The sequence below is a fragment of the Nocardia puris genome, from assembly GCF_036051655.1.
Taxonomy (GTDB): domain Bacteria; phylum Actinomycetota; class Actinomycetes; order Mycobacteriales; family Mycobacteriaceae; genus Nocardia; species Nocardia puris.
Genome location: NZ_CP107943.1, coordinates 6,172,958 through 6,193,325, shown reverse-complemented (window position 1 = coordinate 6,193,325; position 20,368 = coordinate 6,172,958). Strand labels below are relative to the sequence as shown.

Below are 20,368 nucleotides of genomic sequence, written 5' to 3'. Positions count from 1 at the left end.
CTTACAAGGTAAGAGAGAAGGGTGTGGCCATGTGGATATGGATCGCGATCGGCGCGGGTGTGCCGATCGCGTCGGCGCTGCTCGGGGGCCTGATCTTGGTCCTGGTATTGCGCACGGGATACGCGCCCGGCGTAGCGGCGGTCCGTCGCTTTCATCGGCGCTTCACCAACCGGCAGGTGCTGAAGACCGCCGGGCAACCGGGCGCTTCGGCGGCGGTCATCCGGCACACGGGCCGGTCCAGCGGGAAGCTCTACGAGACGCCGATCGGCGTCGCCGAGGCCGGGGCGGACTTCATCGTCGCCCTCCCCTACGGCCCGCGCACCGACTGGCTGGCGAACCTCTTGGCGGCCGGGTCCGCCGAAGTCGTGCACGAAGGGGACACCTACCGGGTCAGCGAGCCCGAATTGGTCACGACCGCTTCGGTGTCCCGGTACCAGTCCGCGGGCGAACGCCTGACGCTGCGGCTGTTCGGCGTGGACGAAGTACTGCGCGTGCGCAAGGAACAGATCGGGGAAAGCGCATGACACCCTTGGCGATTCACGCCGAAGGACTGCGCAAGCAGTTCGGTGACACGGTGGCGGTCGACGGTGTGGACCTGGCGGTCCCCGCCGGCGGCATCTACGGATTCCTCGGCCCGAACGGCGCCGGGAAGACCACCACCATCCGAATGCTGGCAACCCTGCTGCGGCCGTCGAGCGGGCGGGCGCGGATCTTCGGGCACGATGTCGTCACCGACACCGACGAGGTGCGCTCCCGCATCAGCCTCACCGGCCAATACGCCTCGGTCGACGAGGATCTCACCGGCATGGAGAACCTCGTGCTGATGGGACGGTTGCTCGGCCACAGCCGGCGCGGGGCGGCCGATCGGGCACGAGAACTGTTGTCCGCCTTCGGCTTGACCGAAGCCGCCGACCGGCCCGCGAAGCGCTACTCGGGCGGTATGCGACGGCGGCTGGATATCGCGGCGAGCATCGTCGTCACGCCCGATCTGCTGTTCCTGGACGAGCCGACCACCGGCCTGGACCCGCGCAGTCGCGGTCAGGTGTGGGAGGTGGTGCGGGAGCTGACGGCGGGCGGCACCACGGTGCTGCTCACCACGCAGTACCTCGAGGAAGCCGACCGGCTGGCGGATCGGCTGGCGGTGATCGATCGCGGGCGCGTCATCGCGGAGGGGACGGTGGCCGAGCTCAAGGAATCCGTCGGCGCGGGAGCGGTGCGTGTCCGGCTGCGGGACCCGAAGCGACGCCCGGAGGCCGAGCGCATCCTGGCGGAAGTGCTGCGCACGTCCGTGCAACACGAGGACGACCCGGTGGTGCTGTCGGCGCGACTCACCGATCCCGAGCGGGCCGGTGCGGCGCTGTCCGAACTGGTACGTGCGGGGGTCGAGGTCAGCGAATTCGGTGTCGGCCCACAGAGTCTCGACGAAGTGTTCCTGGCCCTGACCGGCCGTTCCTCGTCCGGAGAGAAGGTTCCCGCATGACTTACGCGTTCGCGAGTTCGGTGCGTCCGCCTCGTCCGAGTGCCGTGGCGACGGCGCGGGCGTTCGCGTGGCGGGCGATGCTGCGGATCAAGCACGTGCCGGATCAGCTTTCCGATGTGACCGTGTTCCCGCTGATGATGCTGGTGATGTTCACCTACCTGTTCGGCGGGGCGCTGGCGGGGTCCACGGGCGACTATCTGCAATCGGTGCTGCCGGGCATTCTCGTGATGACGGTGGTCATGACGACGCAGTCGACGGCGGTCGCGCTCAACGCCGACATCGGCAAGGGGGTGTTCGACCGGTTCCGGTCGCTGCCGATCTGGCAGCCCGCCGCGCTCGTCGGCGCGCTGCTGGCCGACCTCGGCCGCTACGCGATCGCGGCCGCGGTGGTGGTGGGTGCCGGTGTGCTGCTGGGCTTCCGGCCCGACGCGGGCGTCGCGGGCCTGCTCGCCGGAGCGGGCTTGGTGCTGCTGTTCGCGTGGAGCCTGTCGTGGGCGTGGACCGCGCTCGGCCTGCTCGCGCGCACCCCGCAGTCGGTGATGTTCCTCGCCATCCTCGTGACATTCCCGCTGAGCTTCGTCAGCAACGTCTTCGTGGACCCCGCCACCCTGCCCGGCTGGCTCCGGGCGTTCGTCGACGTCAACCCGATCACCCACCTGGTGGGCGCCGTGCGCGGGCTCATGCACGGCACTCCCGTCACCACCGACCTCACCTGGGTCTTCCTGGCCTGCGCTGTCCTGGTCGCGGTGTTCGGGCCGCTCACGATGTATCTGTATCGCCGCGAACGGTGAAGGGGCGCAAGGGTTCACGCCGGAGCGGGACCGTCCTGAGCCCGGCGAGTTTGTCGGGGTTGACCTGGAATCGCAGGCCCTGCAAGCGGCCGTCGAGGAGGTCGAAGGTGACGACGCCGATCGGGTATCCACCCATCACACCGAGCACGGCCAGTTCGCCATGGGTGGGCGTGGGCGCCGTCGCCCATCATCGCGCCGAGTTCCGTCGTGGCGAGGAGTGTGACCGTCAGGCCGGGGTGGCTGTCCGCGATCTCGGTCGCCGCTTCGATACCGGTCAGTCCCCCGCCGACCACCGAAACGGCGCCGCCGGTCGCGGCGATCTCGGTGAGGCGCCGCGCGAACCGGTGGGCCCGGCGCGGATCGTTCAGCGTCCACGCGTGGTCCGCGACACCCGGCACCAGCGTGGTGTCGGTCCCGCTGCCCACGGGCGTAGACGAGGGTGTCGTAGGTCAGGATCGCGTCGTCGTCGAGCGTGACGCGCCGCGTGCCGGGATCGATCGCGGTGGCGCTCGCCCGGTGGAACCGCACCCCGGTCCCCTCGAGCACCCGTGGGATCCGGTGATCGGCCAACTCCTGTCCGGCCGCGACCTGGTGCAGGCGCAGGCGCTCGGTGAACCGGTCCGACGGATTCACCACCGTGATGCGCACCCGCAGCTTCCGCGCGGTACGCCAACCGCACGGTGGCGAGCATGCCGGTGCAACCGGCGCCCAGCACGACGATGTCGTGGGTTTCGGTGGTGTCCACGACGGTGCCTCCGTTTCGCTCGTTCTTCGAGGTCGGTCATGGGACAACGGTCCTTCGCCCGGGTTGCCCCGGATAACAGCGCATTACCCGGGGAATCGCCGAGCCTTCGGGCGACGCTGCTGAACCCGCAGGCATGAGCAGATATCCATCGGAGGCGCCACCGGGTTGACCGGCACAGCACATGTTTTGCCACCAAGTAGTGCACCGGGTGCGCGATCACAGGAAAAGTGATGCGGCGTCGCCTGCCGGACCGATCACCTCGGCGTGCTGGCGACCGCGGTGGCGGGTTGGAACAGTTCGATCAGGTTGCCGGCGGGGTCGGCGAGCAGAATTTGGCGGCCGCCTGGGCCGCTGACCAGGTCGCTGCGGAATTCGACGTCGATTGCGCGGAGGCGTTCGATCTCAGCATCGAGGTCGGCGACGATGAGGTGGATGCGATTGCCGCCCGGTCCGGCGGTGTCGGCGGGGGTGGCGCGTGCGCCGGAACTGGTTGGGCCTGAAAGCAAGAGGCGCAGTGGGCCGCGGACGACGTCGGCGAAAGCGGGCGTGGCGTTGGTGTGCAGGGTGAAACCGAGGTGGCCGGTGTAGAAGTCGGCGGCTGTCTGGACGTCATCGACGAGGTAGCGGACGCTGGCGTATTCGGTGGTGGATGTTGTCATCGGACGGTCCTTTTCGCAAGGGTCGGCAGCAGATAGTGGATGCGGATGTCGATTTCGGCGGCCGTGGCCCGAAATCTCGGGTAGACGTCCTCGTCGCTGCCGTGTGCGGCTGCGGGGTCGGGGATGCTCCAGTGGATCCATCGAGGATCGTCACCGAATTCCGGACAGACCTCACGGGCCTTGTCGCACAGGGTGATCACCGCATCGAAGTGCTGATCGGCCAGAGTTTCCAGGCGGCGAGGTACGCGGCCGCACCGGTCGATGCCGTATTCCTCCCGCAGCACTCGCACCGTGTCGGTATGCATGGCGGGTTTCGGGTTGCTACCGGCGCTGAACACCTCGACTCGGCCGCCGGTGCGCAACCGCAACAGCTCTTCGGCGATCGCGGAGCGGGCGCTGTTGCCGGTGCAGACGAACAGCACCGCCAGCGGTGCCGAGGGTTCGAATGCGACGGGCGCGGACGCCATTCGCAGGGCCGGGTGCAGTACCTTCCCGGCTCCGGCGAGCATCTCGACGCTGCGGTCCAGGTCCAGGTGGTAGTAGCTGTCTCGGCCGTCGTGACTGCTGCGCGTGGCGGTGACAAGGCCACCGTCCCGCAGCAGCCGGAGGTGGTAGGAGACCAGGTTCTGCGGCTCGCCCACGCGGGCCACCAGCTCGCGCACGCGATAGTCACTGTCCGACAGCGCGGTCAGCAGCTGCCAGCGCAACGGATGCGCGGCGAGATGAACAAACGGTGGGACCGCTTGACGGGTCGACGTCATAGGCCGAGGGTAGCATCGATTACATCAACTGCTTTTGATGTATTTTCGGAATCGGTCCGCGTCAGGAGCATGGTGTCCAGGAAATCGGGGTCGGTCGCGACGGAAGAGCCGCGCCACCGCCACCGGCAGAGCGGGCGCCACGCGATCGGGCACGAACACGGCAACGGGTACGCGGTGCCGCGCCACCCGGGTCCGTGCGACAGCGGTGGGGGTCTGACGCCGCTGTTCCGGTCGTACGTACTGCCGTACGGCGAAGTCGAACCCACCATGAAGGTCCGCCTCGCGCGGTGCCCCGATCGGCGGCCACCAACTACCCCCGGTCCCGCGGGACTCATGGTGCCGCGGCGGAAGAAGCATCGTGGTGCGGCACCCGTTCCACGGGCATGCCCGCCAGCGTCCATTCGAGCATGTTTCGTTTCGCTATTTCGTTTGCCGCACACGTATGTCACGAAACGAAACTGCGCCTGACCTTCGGAGGCCGGAGCAGAGCCGTCGCCATCCTGACCACCGATAAGTGAACCTTATCGGTGGTCAGAGTGAGGCGTTCCCCTGGTCACGCCTCTGCTCTATTTCGTTTCGTTTGGTCACCGACAACGCTACGAAATATACGAAAAGGCCGCGAGAAAGTGGGGTCGTAGGTACGCCCGTGCCGAACTGTCTCGCAACGGCACGGGAGGCCAGCTCCGAGAAGATCCGGGGGAGGGACCCGTGCGCTGCCGTAACGGTGAATCCTGTTGATGCTGGGGCGGATTCGTACCTATCGACTGGCACATCGACCCACAGGTGATTCCGGCCGCCAAGCGGGCGCCGTCGAGCACCTGAGCGGCGGCGAGGACGGTCTGGATGCGACGTTGGGCGTGAGCGACTTCGGAGGCGCGCGGGCCGGTGGCCGTGCCGCCGGCCTCGCTCCTGCTGCTCCTTCTCGGCGTGGTCAACGGCCGAGGGTTCACCCAACGTCAGCCGCGGTGCGGGCGTGGTCGAGAAGTTGCCTTCGCCCTCGGCCGCCAGAGCTTCGCCCAGGTCGACACAGCAGGCGCCATCACCGGCGTGGCGGGTGTCGGGGGCGTCGTAATCGGGAAGCGCGCGACCTGGGGCGCGACGACCCAGCCCTCGGCTTCGGTGGGAACCGCGACGGTCACCGTCTGCCGGGCTCGGCGCGATGGTGGTCGGGAACAGCGTCGGACATCGCGCTCGGCGGCGGGGAAGACGGTGTATTCGAGCCCCACTGCCACAGGGCCTGTAGCACTGGGACCAGCGTGCGGCCACGTTCGGTGAGCGTGTAAGACACTCGCGGCGGCCACCCGGGTGTGCGGGTGCGGTCGATGACCCCCGCCTTGGTCAGCTGGGTCAGCCGATCGGTGAGGACCTTGTCCGACAAACTGGGCAGCGCCCGGGCGATGTCGCTGAATCCGCGTGGGCCGCGCAGGAGTTCGAGCACGACCAGCGGGGTCCACCGCCCGCGCAGCGCGGCGAGGGCTATCTCCACCGGGCACGCCGGGTCGGGCGCCGCGTCCGGCGCACGGCAACTGTTGAGGAAATCCATCGAGGCGTAACCAACCGTTTGGTGAGCCACGGATGGCCTCCTTAGCGTCGTCGTCACGAACACAACCCACGGCGCCGTCGTTCGCCTCCGCGATCTCGAGGCCGCGTCCGGGTTGCGGTTCGATCATAGGAACCACGTACGGCCCGCCGATACGGGCCGGAGCAGGAGACGGCATGACGATCGAGCAGCAGAAGTACGCGGTCGCGGAAACGGTCGCCAGGATCTTTCACGCGCTCGACGACCACGATTGGGACACGATCGGGGCGCTCACCGCCGACCCGGTCGATATCGACTACCCGTCCAAACAAGGAGGCGTGGAGACACTGCGCACCGGCGACTTTCTTGCCGGGCTGCGCGGGTTCCTCCCCGGGTTCGATGCCACCCAGCATCTGCTCGGTCCCATCGTCGTCACGATGGATTCCCCGGTCACGGCGACGTCACGCTTCCACGCCCGAGTCACCCACCTGCTCACCGACGCCGCGGACGAGAGAATCTGGGTGATCGGGTGCCATTACACGGTCGGCCTCGCACGCACGGACAACGCGTGGAAGCTGACGTCGTCCCGGGTTCGGGTGTCCTATGAGGAGGGCAGCCGCGAGCTCGAGACCAGAGCGCGCCGGCGCGTGAGCGGGTAATCCAGCCGGTGCCCGCGGCCGGACCCGTCCGCCGCGCATTCGCCCGGTGTCCGGCACTGATGCGGCGTTCCTGCACACCAGTGCGGGCCGGCGAGGTGATCGGTGACGAGGATGCGCCAGGCAGTGATCGGTCCAGATCCGGCGCCGCAGTCGGGCATCACGACCCGCGCTGCGGCACTACGAACCGTCGGGCAGGCGCGTCGCACTTAGGGTGTAGGCGTGGACGGTGTCGTGGTGGTGCCCGAGGTGGTGCGCAGTGCGTTGCGGCGCGGGGTGGGGAGTGTGCTCGTGGACGCGGCGGCGTTGCGGCGGGTGCGGGAGCGCTTCGACGAGGGGCAGGCGGCATCGCTGGGGCGGTATCTGGAGGCGTCCCAGTCGGCGAACACGGTGCGGGCCTATCGCAGTGACTGGGTGGCGTGGGCCGCGTGGTGCGCGGCCGAGGGGCGGACCGCACTGCCCGCCGACGCACTCGACGTGGCGGTGTATCTCGCAGCTGTCGCGGATGCGCGAAAAGCGAACGGGGCGTGGGCTTTCAGTCCGGCGACGGTGGAGCGCAAGTCGGCGGCGATCGCGGCCGTGCACGCGGCGAACGGGTTGCCCTCCCCCACGCGGACCGACGTGGTGCGGTTGACGTTGCGCGGTATCCGGCGCACCCGCCGCGCCGCGCCGACCCGCAAACGCCCCGTCTTGCTGCACACCTTGGACCAGTTGCTGGCGGAGTTGCCCGAATCCGGATGGCCCACCGAGCCCGCGCGCCGTCGCGACACGCTGATGCTGCTGGTCGGGTTCGCGGGGGCGTTGCGGCGCAGCGAGTTGGCGGGGCTGCGGGTGCGGGACGTGCGGGTCACGCTGGATCACGCGACCGGGGAGCCGGTGCTGATCGTCCAGTTGCCCTCGACCAAGACCGACCCGACCGGCGCGTCCGAGCAGCGGGTCGCCCTCCCGCGCGGGCAGCGTCCACGCACCTGTCCCGTATGCGCGTTCGCCGATTGGGTACGCCTGCTCGAAATTCACACCGCCGCAAGAGAACTCCGCGAGTTCTGCGAGCGGCCGCTCGACCACACGATCCACCGCTGCCACGGCTTCACCGGCACTCCCCTCGCCGACCACCCCGACCTCCCGCTGTTCCCGGCGATCAACCGGCACGGCGGGATCGGCGCGCGCTCCATCTCCGGCCGCGCCGTCGCCGAACTGATCAAGCGCTACGCCGCCCGCGCCGGCCTCGACCCCGCCCTGTTCTCCGGGCACTCACTGCGCGCCGGCTTCGCCACCCAAGCCGCCCTCGGCGGCGCCAGCGACCGCGAGATCATGCGCCAGGGACGCTGGTCCAACCCCCGCACGGTCCACGGCTACATCCGCACCGCCAACCCCCTCGAAGACAACGCGGTCACCAAACTCGGTTTGTGACCGGTCGAGACGACAGCTCGGCCGGACAAGACTTTCGTCGTTCGCCTCCGGTACCCCCCTCCCTCGTCTACTATCAGTTGTAGTAGACGAGGGAGGGGTAGGACATGCAGACGACCACCGTCGAGCGGGTCATCGCGGCGCCGATCGGAGAGGTCTTCGACTGGTTCGCGGATTCGCGGAACTACGCCCGGTCGCCATTCGTGGTGCGCAACCGCTGGGCCCGGCCGGGGGATGATGCGCCGTACGGGGTCGGTGCGGTGCGGGTGCACCTGTGGACGATCGGAAGGTTTCGGGAACGGATCACCGCGTACCGCGCGCCGCACGAATTCGATTACCTCGTCGAGCGCAGTTTTCCGCCCGCGCGTCATGACGGCGGCCGCATGACGTTCACCGAGGTGCCCGGCGGCACGCGAGTCGTGTGGAGCACGACTTCCGAACTGCCACTCCCCTTTCCGGCCCTGCGCGCGGCGGCGGGCCGGCTCGCCGGCCGGGTGATCGCCACGGCGTTCAGCTCGATACTCGACGCCGCGGAAACCGCGCTCGCACAGCCGATCTCGGCCGGAGACGCGCAGCCCTGAAAGGAGTGCGATACCTCCTTGCCCCTTTCAACATATAGCGCACCCCGGGGCTTGCGGCAAGACCCCGGTCGTGCTGCACAATCGTCCGCCTGAGTCGACTACCTGCGGAAATGTGTCCGTGGGGTCGGCTGGACTACGACGGATCGGGGTTTCGATGATTGACGTGATCATTGCCGGTGGTGGGCCGACCGGGTCGATGTTGGCGGGTGAGTTGCGGCTGCGCGGCGTGGGTGTGGTGGTGGTGGAGAAAGATCTGGAGTTGCCGCTGTTCGTGCGGTCGCTGGGATTGCATGTGCGCAGTATCGAGGTGATGGATCAGCGCGGGTTGCTGGATCGTTTTCTCGCGCACGGGAAGACGTATCCAGTGGGCGGGTTCTTCGCCGCGATGGACAAGCCCACGCCGGCGGGCCTCGATACCGCGCACCCGTACGTTCTCGGCATCCCGCAGAACGTGACGGACCGCCTGCTGGCCCAGCACGCGGCCGAAGCGAGGGCCGAGATCCGTCGCGGCGCCGAACTGGTCGGGTTCAGCCAGGACGAGGACGGTGTCACGGCCGAGCTGGCCGACGGGACGCGCCTGCGCTGCCGCTACCTCGTCGGCTGCGACGGCGGGCGCAGCACGGTGCGCAAGCTGGCCGGAATCGGCTTCCCGGGGGAACCGTCGCGGGTGGAGACGCTGATCGGTGAGATGGCGAGTGACGCACCGCTCGAGGAGATCATGGCGGTGGTGCGCGAGGTGCGCGAGACCGAGAAGCGCTTCGGCCTCGGGCCGGTCGGCGACGGGGTGTATCGGGTGGTGGTGCCCGCCGACGGCGTGGCCGAGGATCGCGCGGTGATGCCGACGCTCGATGATTTCCGCCGACAGTTGCGCGCTTACGCCGGAACGGATTTCGGTGTGCGTTCGCCGCGCTGGATGTCGCGGTTCGGCGACGCCACCCGCCTCGCCGACCACTACCGCGCCGGACGCGTCCTACTGGCCGGTGACGCCGCGCACATCCACCCGCCCACGGGCGGGCAGGGACTCAACCTCGGTATCCAGGACGCGTTCAATCTCGGCTGGAAGCTCGCCGCCCAGCTGGCGGGGTGGGCGCCCGACGGTCTGCTCGACACCTACGAGAGCGAACGCCGCCCGGTCGCCGAGGACGTCCTCAACAACACCCGCGCCCAGATGGCACTGCTCGCCACCACGCCGGGCGCGTTGGCGCTGCGCCGCCTGGTGTCGGAGCTCATGGATTTCAACGAGGTCAACCGCTATCTCATCGAGAAGATCACCGCGATCTCGGTGCGCTACGACTTCGGCCCCGGCGACGACCTGCTGGGCCGGCGCCTGCGCAACATCCCGCTGAAGCACGGCCATCTCTTCGACCTCCTGCACGAAGGCCGCGGCCTGCTCCTCGACCAGACCGGCGACCTGGCGATCGAGGGCTGGGCCGACCGCGTCGACCACGTGGTCGAGGCCAGCGAAGAACTCGACACGCCTGCCGTTCTGCTCCGCCCCGACGGCCACGTCGCCTGGCTCGGGGACGACCGAGAGGGGCTGCGCGCCGCGCTCGCGAGATGGTTCGGCGAACCCACCGGCTGAACGGCCGACAGCGCCGGACGTCCGCGGTGGAACACGATGCCCGCGACGTAGACCAGCACTCCGGCCAGCGGCGCGCGAGGGTGTCTATCGGTAGCCCGCGAGGCCGTCGGCGAGTTCTTCCTCGTCACCGTCGCGATGGGCCGAAAGGGCTTGCTGGAGAGCGAAAGTGGCGCGGAGGGTGGCGATCCTGGTGCGGGTCGGCGGATCGGTGCCGAGCAGGGCGAGCAGAGGCTCGAGGACCGCAGGCGGGTAGGTGGCCGAGAGGGCGGCGAGGTCTTCGGCCGGGTCGCCCAGGCAGGCGTCGTCCCAGTCGACGACGCCGAGCAGGCGGGGTGGGTTGCCCGTGTCCCACAGGAGGTTCTCGCCGCCGAGGTCGCCGTGCACTATCGCGGTGGTGAGGTGGGGCAGGGTGTCGAGGGCGTCCAATTCCCTTGTGGCGCGTACTCGTCCGGCGGCGGACATCAGGGGGAACAACTCGGCGCGCACCTCGTCGGCGAACACTTCCCAGCGGTCGGCGGGCGCTTCCGGGAGGGGCGCGGTGCCGGCGGAAGCCAGCGAGGAGAGGAGTTCCGCGAGTTGCCGGGCCACCGCTTCCGGCGCGCCGGGCCGCGACAGGGCGGATTCCGGCAGCGGCTGCCCTGGAATCCGGGTGAGCACCAGGTAGGCGGGCTCCTCGGATTCGGCGATCGGTTCGGGTGTCGCGACGCCGAGCCCGAGCCCCGACAGTGCCCGCAGGACGGCGGCTCGGGCGGGCAGGCGCGCGGCCGCCGCCTCGGTGCGCGGGAAGCACACCACCCGGTCCCGCCCGAGCACCACATGATGGAACTGTCCTTGCCGCACTTCGCATTCCGCCACGGCGTCGTCCGGGAGGAGGCAGGTGAGCAGGGATCGGTGCTCGTCCAGAACGTCCATGCGCTTCCTTCCGTGGGCCGGACACCAACAATGCCCGACCCACGCGCGCTCACACCGCCAGGGGTGCGCCCAGCCCCTCGCGCGCGATCACCGCGAGCGCGTTCGCCACCGAGTCCGGCGCGGCGGGCAGCAGCGGCAGCCGCACGTCGGGCGTGGGGATGAGGCCCTGGGCGTGCAGGACGCCCTTGATGACGGTCGGGTTCGGCTCGGCGAACGCGGCCGCCGACAGCCGCGCCAGACGACCGCCCAGCGACCGCGCGAACGCGAAATCGCCCGTGCGCCAGGCGCGTTCCAGCGCGATATAGCCGTGCGGGTCGAGCTGCGCGGTCGCCAGGATGCCGCCCTGGGCGCCGAGCGCGAACATCGGGCCCGCGAACGTGTCGTCCCCGACGAGCACCGCGAAATCGGTGGGCGGGTCACCGAGCAGATCGACCGCGTCCGCGTCCACCGCGCCGACCGCGTACTTCACACCGACCACGCCGGGCAGCGCCGCGATCCGCCGCATCGACTCCGCACCGAGCGTCCGGCCCGTCCGGTACGGGATGTGGTAGGCCACCACCGGCACCGGCGACGCCGCCGCGACCTGCGCGAAGTGCGCCACGACACCGGCCTCGCTCGGGCGCGTGTAGTACGGCACCGGCACCATCGCCGCGCTCACGTGCGACCACGCCGCCAGCTCCGCCACCGCGCCTGCACTGGTGCGGGTGTCGTTGCCGCCCACGCCGACGATCAGCGCGGCGCCCGACACCGCGCACACCCGCGCGCACAGGTCGATCACACCGCGCCGCTCGTCCGGCTCGAGCGCGGCCACCTCGGCGGTGGTGCCCAGCGCCACCAAGCCCGACGCGCCCGCGTCCAGCACCGACCGCGCCAGCGACTCCAGCGCGTCCCACGCCACCGACCCGTCGGCGGCGAACGGCGTCACCAGCGGTACGAAAATACCCTGCAAACCATCCATACCCTCAGCTTCGCGCACAACCGACATCAGAACCAGTTCACATCTTTGACGTCGAGCGTAAGCTGAGCTGATGCTCGACGTGCGCAGGCTGCGGTTACTCCGCGAACTGGCCCGGCGCGGCACCATCGCCGCCGTCGCCGACGCGCTGGCATTCACCCCGTCGGCCGTCTCCCAGCAACTGTCCGCGCTCGAACGCGAAGCCGGCGTGCCACTGCTCGAACGCACCGGCCGCAGCGTCACCCTCACCCCCGCCGGGCACACCCTCGTCGCGCACGCCGACGCCGTCCTGGCCCGCCTCGAAGAGGCCGAAGCCGACCTCGCCGACGCGCGCGCCGGACTCACCGGCCCGCTGCGCATCGGCGCGTTCCCCAGCGCCACACAGACTTTCATCCCGTCCACCCTCACCCGGCTGGCCGGCGACCACCCCGGCCTGGAACCCCGCGTCACCGAACTCGACCCCGCCGAGGTCGCCGACGCCCTGCGCGCGGGCACACTCGACGTCGCCCTCATCCACGACTACGACCTCGTGCCGTTCCCCACCGAACCCGGCATCCACACCGAACCGCTGCACCGCGAGGCCATGTTCCTCGCCGCCGCAGGCGCCACCCCGCACACCACCCTCGACACCTGGCGCGACGCACCCTGGATCGTCGCCACTCCGGGCACCCGCTGCCACGCCATGACCGTCCGAGCCTGCGCCGCAGCGGGTTTCACCCCGCACGTGCGCCACTACATCGACGACTTCGCCACCGTGCTGACCTTCGTGGCGCAAGGTCACGGCGTCGCGTTGATCCCCGAACTGAGCACCGCCGGTCCCCCGCCCGGCGTGCACCTCGCGCGGCTGCCCATCGCCCGCACCACCATCATCGCCTGCCGCGCGGGCGCGGGCCGCCACCCCGCCGTCAGCGCGTTCGCGGCCGCGGTGCGCGCGGCCGTCGACGGAGTCCGGGCGGATAGGCGGTGAATTCTGTTGCCGCGCAATCAGCTACGCGTCAGTTCGAAGATGCGGAACTCCCGCCCACCCGACAGCTCGTACTCCATCTCGTACCCCGGCCAGAACTCCACGGCGTGATCCCACGCCCGCTTGCGATCCACACCCGTGATCTCGGTGACGCGCACCGTGAACACCTCACCCCGGTGCCGCACCGTCGCCGACCTCGCCGCGCGCAGGTTCGCCGACCACGCCGGATGCGCCTTGCTCCCCCAATTCGAGCCGATCACAAGGAAATCCGCGCCGCGCGGCACATACAGCAGCGACGTGGTGCGCGGCAGACCCGACTTGCGGCCCGCCACCGTCACCTCGAGGGACGGCAGACCGGCCAGATCCAGCACGCCCAACCGGTCACCGCTGACGCGGCGCACGAACCGTTCCAGCGGCAGCACCACCGGCGCGGCGCGCATCATCCACGGCTGCCGCCCGAGGCGACGCGCCAGACCGGGCAGCGGATTCGACACCATGCCCGAATCCTGACATGCCGCAGCGCACACGCCCGCACGAGCGGGCCCGAGCGAGGGCGATCTCACACCCGGCGCGAGCAACCCGACAATTCCCCCCGCCCGATCGGTACCATCACCCCATGTGATCACCGTCGCCACCTGGAACGTGCTGCATCGCATCCACGCCGACAACTGGGGCGGGTTCGGCGGCGACCGCTGGCCCGACGAAGCCGAACGCGTCGCCGCCGTCACCGAGACGGTCGCGGGCCGCGCCGAACACATCATCGCGCTCCAGGAAGTCAGCGGCGATCTGCTCACCAGCCTGCGCCTGGCGCTGCCCGACCGGTCCGTGCACGCGCTGCGCTATCCGCGCGTGCCCATTCCGCGCCGGCGCGCCGCCGACCTCGTCGATCCCGCCGAGTATCTCGTGCTGCTGGTGGACGGTCCCGCGAAAGAGGTGGCCGCCGCGCCGTTTCCGGACGACCCGGGCAACGGCGCGATCACCGTGCACGCGTCGGGCTTGCGCGTCACCGCCACCCACATCACCGGGGACCGGCGCGGCCGGGGCCAGATCGCCTCCCTCGCAACGCAAGACGATCCCGTGGGCCGCCCGACCGTACTGCTCGGCGATTTCAACACCGACCGCGCCGGCGTGGCGGACGCCCTCGGCCCCGAGTTCACCCTCGCGCCGATCGACGAGACCGGCCTGCCCACGCGCCCGCGCACCAGCGGCCCCAAATCGCAGTTCATCGACCACATCGCGGTGCGCGGCGCGCACGTGGGCGCCGCCGTCGTCGAAGACGTGAAGGGCCGCTCCGATCACAACCTGGTGCGCGCGGTCATCGAGACCCGGCCCTCGGCGAATAGTTAAGCATTCTCATTTCAGAGTGTTCGGTACCTTGGAGGGCGGATCCATCCCGCACCGCCCTCCGAAAGGACGCGCTCCCTTGGCAATCCACGCGGCGACCACGGCACCCCACCCCCTCCCGCACGGAGCCCGCTGATGTTCGCGCGCTGGGGGGATCTCGTCTTCCGCCTGCGATTCGGCGTGCTCGGCGCCGTCATCGCGGGCCTGCTCACCCTCGGCTTCTACGGCATCGGCGTCGAGAACCACCTCAGCGCCAGTGGATTGGAAGACCCCGGCTCCGAATCCGCGCGCGCCGCACAGCTCAGCGATCAGGCGTGGGGCCGCGACCATGAATCCGATGTCCTGCTGCTGTTCACCGCCCCGGAGGGCGCCACCGTCGACGACCCGGCCTTCGCCGACAAGGTCATCGAACACCTCGACGCCCTCCCCCGGGAACACCCCGACCAGATCACCGGCGTCAACGGCGCCTACTGGCCCACCGAGACCGGACGTGTCAGCGGCGCCATGTTCGCCGACGACAGCCGCACCCACGCCTTCGCCTCCCTCGCCATCCGCGGCGACAACGACACCGAGATCATGCGCAACTACCGGGACGTCGAGGACGCGCTCACCCTCACCGGAGTCGACATGCAAGTGGCCGGGCTGCAACCGATCGCGGTCACCTTGCAGGACACCCTCACCGACGACATCAAACGGGTCGAAGTCCTCGCCCTGCCCGTCGTCGCGGTGCTGCTGTTCTTCATCTTCGGCGGCGTGGTCGCCGCGGCACTCCCCCTCGCCATGGGCGTGCTCACCATCGCGGGCGCGAACGGGATCATCCGGTGGCTCACCACCGTCACCGACGTCAACATCCTCATCACCGGCGTCGTCTCCATGATCGGCATCGGGCTGGCCATCGACTACGGACTGTTCATCGTCAGCCGCTTCCGCGAGGAACTCGCCGCCGGACACGACACACCCGCCGCCGTGCGGCGCGCCGTCACCACCGCCGGACGCACCGTGGTGTTCTCCGCCGTCATGATCGTCGCCAGCCTCGGCGGACTGCTGCTCTTCCCGCAAGGGTTCCTGAAATCCCTCGCCTACGGCGCCATCGCCGCCGTGCTGCTCGCCGCGCTCTGCGCCCTCACGATCCTGCCCGCCGCGCTGGGCATCCTCGGGCCGCGCGTGGACATGCTGGGCGTCAAGCGATTCCGGCGCACCAAATCCGCCGCCGAAGTGGAGCAAGGGTTCTGGGCGCGCACCACCGACTGGGTACTGCGCCGCCCCGGACGCGTCGCCGCGCCGATCCTGCTCGGGCTCGTGCTGCTCATCGTCCCCATGAACAACCTCGCCTTCGGCGGAATGAGCGAAACGTACCTGCCGCCGGACAATTCCACCCGCCTCGCGCAAGCCGAGTTCGACGAGACCTTCCCACTGCGCCAACCCGACCCGCTGCAACTGGTCGTGATCACCGAGAACCGCGACGCCATCGGCGATCTCTACGACCTCGTCAACGAAGCGCCCGGCCTCAGAACCGATTTCAGCGTGCCCGCCGACGCGCCCCAGCGCGACGACCTCTACCGCCTGCGCGCCACGCTCGAAGATGCCGACAACGCCGGGCCCACCATCGACTACCTGCGCGCGCTCGACCTCCCCGCCGACGTCACCCTCCTCGTCGGCGGACAACCCGCCATCCAGCACGACACCATCGACACGCTCCTCGAGCGCATGCCGATCATGATCGTCGTGGTCCTGCTCGTCACCACGCTGCTCATGTTCCTCACGTTCGGCTCGCTCATCCTGCCCATCAAGGCCGCGCTCATGAGCGCGCTCGGACTCGGCTCCACACTCGGCATCCTCACCTGGATCTTCATCGACGGGCACGGCGCCGGCCTGCTGAACTTCACCCCGCAACCGATCATGTCGGCGGTGCTCGTCGTCATCATCGCCGTCGTCTACGGACTGTCCACCGACTACGAGGTATTCCTGCTCTCCCGCATGGTCGAGGCGCGAGCGCGCGGCGCCACCACCGCCGAGGCCATCCGCGCCGGCACCGCCCACACCGGCGGCATCATCACCGCCGCGGCCCTCATCCTGCTCGTCGTCACCGGCGCCTTCGCCTTCTCCGACCTGGTGATGATGCAGTACGTCGCCTACGGCATGATCGCCGCACTCCTCATCGACGCCACCATCCTCCGCATGCTCCTCGTCCCCGCCGTCATGCAGATGTTGGGCGACCGCTGCTGGTGGGCCCCGACCTGGATGAGAACCCTCCAGCGCAAACTCGGCCTCACCGAACCCCTCCTCGACGACGAACCCCCCGAACCCCTCACCGTCACCGCCCGCTGAACCCAGCGCGGCCGCCCCGCTTCAGAATCCCTGCGCCCGAATCCACTCCCGCGCAAGCGTCCGATCCGCGGCGGTGATCGAGTGTCCCACCGGCAGCACATAGTGGGTCACCTGAGCACCAGCGCGCCGCAACCGCCCGGCCAACCGCAGCCCGTCCCCAGCCGACCGCCGAACGTCGTTCGCCCCATCGATCATCAGCACGGGCACCCTCGCAAGGTCGCAACCGGGGTCATCGGCAAAAGGCGACAGGGACCGGAACAGGATCGCGCCCGCCAGAAGGCCCGGCTGCGCCGTCAGCAGCGCAGTAGCCATAATCGCGCCATTAGAGAAGCCGACCGCCAAGGGCGCTGGGCCGAGATCGAGGGCGGCGCACCATGTTTCGATACAGCTCGCGAGCACCGACACTCGCGCCAGCAGATCCGCCTCGTCCACCCGGCGATCCGGGAACCGCTGAAAGAACGCGTACCCGCTCGCCAGCGCCACGCCGCCGCGGATCCCGAACTGCGCCGCACCCGGCGACAGCTCGCCGGCCAGCGGCAACAGATCCAACTCGGTGCCATCCGAGCCGTGCAGCAGAACGAGCGGCGCCCTACCGGGCTCGGAGGCGGGGAGGTAGCGGTAGACATGTTTCGATGCAGGCATGAGGTAGTCCGTCGGGAGGCGAGTACCGAGTATCGCACCGCTGATCTTCCGCCACCCGGTGGCGTGAGCGCCGGTACTGGTTCGACACCGGCACAGCCGTCGCCATCGACCTCTGACTCCCTCCCCTCTGTGCCGCGTGACCACGGATGTGGGTGAGGGAAAAGGGTTGGTGATTTGGGGGTACGGATGGAAGGTGAGATTGCATGGTTAGATGCGCATATCTACGTATCTGGATTGTTTTTCACCGACGTCAGGAACCCCCGGGTTTGTTCACTTGCCGGCCGAACTGTCCAGCAACCGCTCACCGCCACTCGAAATCGACTGATCTGATTTTCACTTCTCCCCTCTTCCCGTCCCCCGGACCGTTACAGTGTTCGCCGTGGTCCTCCCCGACCGGCTCCCCTCCCCCGGGACGCCAGCCGGTCCCCGTTCCGGAACAGGAGTGCGATGCGATCACCGACCCGCCGCCAGATTCTCGCCGCCGTCGCGGGTGCCACCGCGGCCGCCCTCGTCGGCATGCCGACGGTGCACGCCAGGCCGGCCCCGCCCACGCGGATCCCGCCGCTCGGTGACGACTTCCTCTGGGGCGTCGCGTCCTCCGGTTACCAGTCGGAAGGCGATGCACCCGACAGCAATTGGTCGCGCTACGTCGCGCAGGGCAAGACCACCGACCCCTACCTCAACACCGTCGACTTCCACGGCCGCTACCGCTCCGACATCGGTCTCGCGGCGCAACTCGGCGTGCGGGTGTACCGGATCGGCATCGAGTGGGCGCGCGTGCAACCGCGCCCCGGCGAGTGGGACGAGAACGGATTCCGCTTCTACGACAACGTGATCGCCGCGATCCGCGCCGCCGGGATGCGCCCGATGCTCACCCTCGACCACTGGGTCTTCCCCGGCTGGCAGGTCGACCGCGGCGGCTGGCGCAACCAGGGCATCGTCGACGACTGGCTCGCCAACGCCCGTCGCGTGGTGGACCGCTACGCCCGGCACGACCCGCTGTGGGTGACGTTCAACGAGCCGCTCATGTACGTGCTCAACGAAGTCCGCCACGGCGGCCTCGGCCCCGCCGACGTCCCCGCCATGCACGACCGGATCGCCCAGGCGCACAACGCGATCTACGACCACATCCACCGCGTACACCCCGGGGCCATGGTGACCAGCAATGTCGCCTACATCCCCGCCGCCGAGGACGTGGTGAACAAGCCGCTCATCGACAAGATCGCCGCCCGGCTCGACTACATCGGCATCGACTACTACTACGGCCTGTCCCCCGACAACCTCAGCGGCACCGCCAGTTTCACCGAGCTATGGAAGAACCCGCTCCAGCCCGAAGGCATCTACTACGCGCTCGAACACTACGCGCGGGCCTTCCCCGGCAAACCGCTCTACATCGTGGAGAACGGCATCCCCACCGAGAACGGCCTGCCCCGCGCCGACGGTTACACGCGCGCCGACAACCTGCGCGACACCGTCTACTGGCTCCAGCGCGCCAAGGCCGACGGCATCAACCTGATGGGCTACAACTACTGGAGCCTCACCGACAACTACGAATGGGGCTCCTACACACCGCGATTCGGCCTCTACACGGTGGACGTGCTGACCGATCCCACGCTCACTCGCAGGCCGACCGACGCCGTGGACGCCTACAAGGCGCTCATCGGCGCGGGCGGCGTGCCCGCCGACTATCTGCCCACGCGCGCACCGAAGGACTGTTCACTGGTCGACGCGCTCGCCAGCTGCGTCGCACCGCTCACGCTTCCGCGCTGAGTTCCTCGCCCCGCTCGCCCTCGCGATGCGCCCGTGCCACCAGCGCCGACCGCAGGTACCAGAGTCCCGAGGCCTGAGTCGGGTCGAACGCGATGAGCTGACCGATGCGTTTCAGGCGGTAGTCGACGGTGTTGGTGTGCACGTGCAGCATCCTGGCCGTGCGCTGGCGGTTCAGGTTGGTGCCGATGTGCACGCGCAACGTCTCCAGCAGTTCCGGATAGTCGTCGAGCGGGTCGAGCAGCGAGCCGAGGAAATCGCGCGCGGGCCCCGGCCGGGTGAGCTGGTATTCGAGGGCGAGATCGTGGAATCGGTAGAGCCCCGACACGCACTGCATGCGGTGCACCATGTCGAGCAGTTCGTGCGCCTGGTCGGCGGCCTGCGGGATCTCCGCCGACGCGGCCTCGACGGTCGCGACCCGCACCGGCACCTGCGCCGCCTGCGACAGGCGGGTGACCAGATCATCCAGGTCCGCATCGTCCAGCGCGGTGGTTGGGATGAGGATGGTGCCGCCGTCGACGCTCAGCAGCGAGAGCGCGGCGTCCGCGCAGCGCGTGGCCAGTTCGGCCTGTAGTCGGCGTAACTTCCTGCGCGCCACCACTTTCGCGTCGAGGCGCGGATTCCCCTCGTCCTTGTGCGGCGGAATCGACACCGCGAGCACGTGATACGACTCCGCGACCTGGATCCCGCACTCGCGGGCCATGGTCGAGGTGCTGTTGCCGCCGAGCAACGCCGAGGTGAGCGTGTGCACGGCCGTGTGGTGCTCGCTCACCACCGCGCGCAGTTCGCGCACGTACGCGACCGACACGGTGACGTTGATGGTGTCGAGGATGTCCATGAACCGGCGCGCGACGTTCACCAGGCTGCCCTGGTCCTGCGTGGTCGAGTTGGACAGAATCAGATCGAAACCCAGCTTGAAGCCCTCGTGGATGGCGTGCTGGATGGTGTCGATCGGGATACCTTCGCGCGCCCAGCCCGCCGCGGCGGCGCCGACCCGGTCGATGTCCTCGCCGACCTCGTCGCCGTCCAGCATGCGCACGGCGAGTTCGAGACACACCCTGGTCACGGCGGTGACGTCGCCGCTCAGCGCCTCGCCGGGCAAGGTGCCGCAGGGGACGACGTTCTCGATGAAGTGGCCCACCATGCGCTGCGAGAGCATCCTGGTGTCCTTCAGATGCGTCGACACCGGGCGGCCCGAGACCATGAGATCAGGATCGGCCATGTGTGGTGCGGTCATAGCGGTCCTTCCACCGGATACCTCAGCGCACCAACGTA

The 20,368-nt window shown here is 69.4% G+C and carries 19 protein-coding genes; 11 read left to right on the top strand and 8 right to left on the bottom strand.

Features of this window, described 5'->3' with window-relative positions; genetic code table 11:
• Window positions 1-29: 29 nt before the first annotated feature.
• The 3 genes from OHB21_RS28610 to OHB21_RS28600 are packed head-to-tail and all read left to right on the top strand — an operon-like array spanning window position 30 to window position 2,271.
• Window positions 30-524 carry a nitroreductase family deazaflavin-dependent oxidoreductase gene (locus OHB21_RS28610; RefSeq protein WP_067502157.1) on the top strand — a complete coding sequence of 165 codons (495 nt, stop codon included), beginning with the start codon at window positions 30-32 and terminating at the stop codon, window positions 522-524.
• A complete protein-coding gene (locus OHB21_RS28605) occupies window positions 521-1,480 on the top strand; it encodes an ATP-binding cassette domain-containing protein (RefSeq protein ID WP_067501803.1) in 960 nt (319 codons plus the stop codon). The genes OHB21_RS28610 and OHB21_RS28605 overlap by 4 nt, the downstream gene beginning before the upstream one ends.
• Window positions 1,477-2,271, top strand: coding sequence for an ABC transporter permease (locus tag OHB21_RS28600; protein ID WP_067501805.1), 795 nt, complete (start codon window positions 1,477-1,479; stop codon window positions 2,269-2,271). Before OHB21_RS28605 ends, OHB21_RS28600 begins: the two co-directional genes overlap by 4 nt.
• Before the next feature lie 999 nt (window positions 2,272-3,270).
• On the opposite strand, the gene OHB21_RS28595 is transcribed toward OHB21_RS28600, so the two are convergent.
• The 3 genes from OHB21_RS28595 to OHB21_RS28585 all read right to left on the bottom strand — a co-directional run bounded on the left by OHB21_RS28595 (window position 3,271) and on the right by OHB21_RS28585 (window position 6,009).
• Window positions 3,271-3,675, bottom strand: coding sequence for a VOC family protein (locus tag OHB21_RS28595; protein WP_067501808.1), 405 nt, complete (start codon window positions 3,673-3,675; stop codon window positions 3,271-3,273).
• Window positions 3,672-4,436 (bottom strand): arsenate reductase/protein-tyrosine-phosphatase family protein, encoded by a 765-nt coding sequence (locus OHB21_RS28590; RefSeq protein WP_195124198.1) that lies wholly within the window; start codon window positions 4,434-4,436, stop codon window positions 3,672-3,674. The genes OHB21_RS28595 and OHB21_RS28590 overlap by 4 nt, the downstream gene beginning before the upstream one ends.
• Window positions 4,437-5,571: 1,135 nt before the next feature.
• On the bottom strand, window positions 5,572-6,009 hold the full coding sequence (locus tag OHB21_RS28585; protein WP_067501814.1) for a winged helix-turn-helix transcriptional regulator: 438 nt from the start codon (window positions 6,007-6,009) through the stop codon (window positions 5,572-5,574).
• A 143-nt stretch (window positions 6,010-6,152) separates the two neighbouring features.
• Here OHB21_RS28585 and OHB21_RS28580 point away from each other — a divergent pair, with 143 nt between their 5' ends.
• The 4 genes from OHB21_RS28580 (at window position 6,153) to rox (ending at window position 10,181) form a co-directional block, all read left to right on the top strand.
• Entirely contained in the window at window positions 6,153-6,614 is a 462-nt protein-coding gene (locus tag OHB21_RS28580) for a nuclear transport factor 2 family protein (RefSeq protein ID WP_170160713.1), read from the top strand.
• 219 nt (window positions 6,615-6,833) lie between these two features.
• Entirely contained in the window at window positions 6,834-8,021 is a 1,188-nt protein-coding gene (locus OHB21_RS28575) for a site-specific integrase (RefSeq protein ID WP_195124197.1), read from the top strand.
• A gap of 104 nt (window positions 8,022-8,125) precedes the next feature.
• Window positions 8,126-8,599, top strand: a complete 474-nt coding sequence (locus OHB21_RS28570; RefSeq protein WP_195124196.1) for an SRPBCC family protein — start codon at window positions 8,126-8,128, stop codon at window positions 8,597-8,599.
• Between the two features lie 154 nt (window positions 8,600-8,753).
• Complete coding sequence (rox, locus tag OHB21_RS28565) at window positions 8,754-10,181, top strand: rifampin monooxygenase (protein ID WP_195124195.1); 1,428 nt, start codon at window positions 8,754-8,756, stop codon at window positions 10,179-10,181.
• An 84-nt stretch (window positions 10,182-10,265) separates the two neighbouring features.
• Here rox and OHB21_RS28560 read toward each other — a convergent pair whose 3' ends face one another.
• A complete protein-coding gene (locus tag OHB21_RS28560; protein WP_195124194.1) occupies window positions 10,266-11,093 on the bottom strand; it encodes a phosphotransferase family protein in 828 nt (275 codons plus the stop codon).
• Between the two features lie 49 nt (window positions 11,094-11,142).
• Window positions 11,143-12,051: a dihydrodipicolinate synthase family protein gene (locus tag OHB21_RS28555; protein WP_067501826.1), complete on the bottom strand. Its 909-nt coding sequence runs from the start codon at window positions 12,049-12,051 to the stop codon at window positions 11,143-11,145.
• A gap of 70 nt (window positions 12,052-12,121) precedes the next feature.
• Here OHB21_RS28555 and OHB21_RS28550 point away from each other — a divergent pair, with 70 nt between their 5' ends.
• A complete protein-coding gene (locus OHB21_RS28550; protein WP_195124193.1) occupies window positions 12,122-13,015 on the top strand; it encodes a LysR family transcriptional regulator in 894 nt (297 codons plus the stop codon).
• 17 nt (window positions 13,016-13,032) lie between these two features.
• Here OHB21_RS28550 and OHB21_RS28545 read toward each other — a convergent pair whose 3' ends face one another.
• A complete protein-coding gene (locus OHB21_RS28545) occupies window positions 13,033-13,509 on the bottom strand; it encodes a nitroreductase family deazaflavin-dependent oxidoreductase (protein WP_067501832.1) in 477 nt (158 codons plus the stop codon).
• A gap of 121 nt (window positions 13,510-13,630) precedes the next feature.
• On the opposite strand from OHB21_RS28545, the gene OHB21_RS28540 reads away from it, so the two are divergent.
• Window positions 13,631-14,359: an endonuclease/exonuclease/phosphatase family protein gene (locus OHB21_RS28540; RefSeq protein WP_067501835.1), complete on the top strand. Its 729-nt coding sequence runs from the start codon at window positions 13,631-13,633 to the stop codon at window positions 14,357-14,359.
• A gap of 132 nt (window positions 14,360-14,491) precedes the next feature.
• Complete coding sequence (locus tag OHB21_RS28535; protein WP_067501837.1) at window positions 14,492-16,684, top strand: MMPL family transporter; 2,193 nt, start codon at window positions 14,492-14,494, stop codon at window positions 16,682-16,684.
• 21 nt (window positions 16,685-16,705) lie between these two features.
• Here OHB21_RS28535 and OHB21_RS28530 read toward each other — a convergent pair whose 3' ends face one another.
• Entirely contained in the window at window positions 16,706-17,326 is a 621-nt protein-coding gene (locus OHB21_RS28530) for an alpha/beta hydrolase (RefSeq protein WP_195124192.1), read from the bottom strand.
• Window positions 17,327-17,773: 447 nt separating this feature from the next.
• Here OHB21_RS28530 and OHB21_RS28525 point away from each other — a divergent pair, with 447 nt between their 5' ends.
• Window positions 17,774-19,096 carry a family 1 glycosylhydrolase gene (locus OHB21_RS28525; RefSeq protein WP_195124191.1) on the top strand — a complete coding sequence of 441 codons (1,323 nt, stop codon included), beginning with the start codon at window positions 17,774-17,776 and terminating at the stop codon, window positions 19,094-19,096.
• Here OHB21_RS28525 and OHB21_RS28520 read toward each other — a convergent pair.
• Window positions 19,080-20,330 (bottom strand): PucR family transcriptional regulator, encoded by a 1,251-nt coding sequence (locus OHB21_RS28520; RefSeq protein WP_067501846.1) that lies wholly within the window; start codon window positions 20,328-20,330, stop codon window positions 19,080-19,082. The genes OHB21_RS28525 and OHB21_RS28520 overlap by 17 nt on opposite strands.
• Window positions 20,331-20,368: the final 38 nt, after the last annotated feature.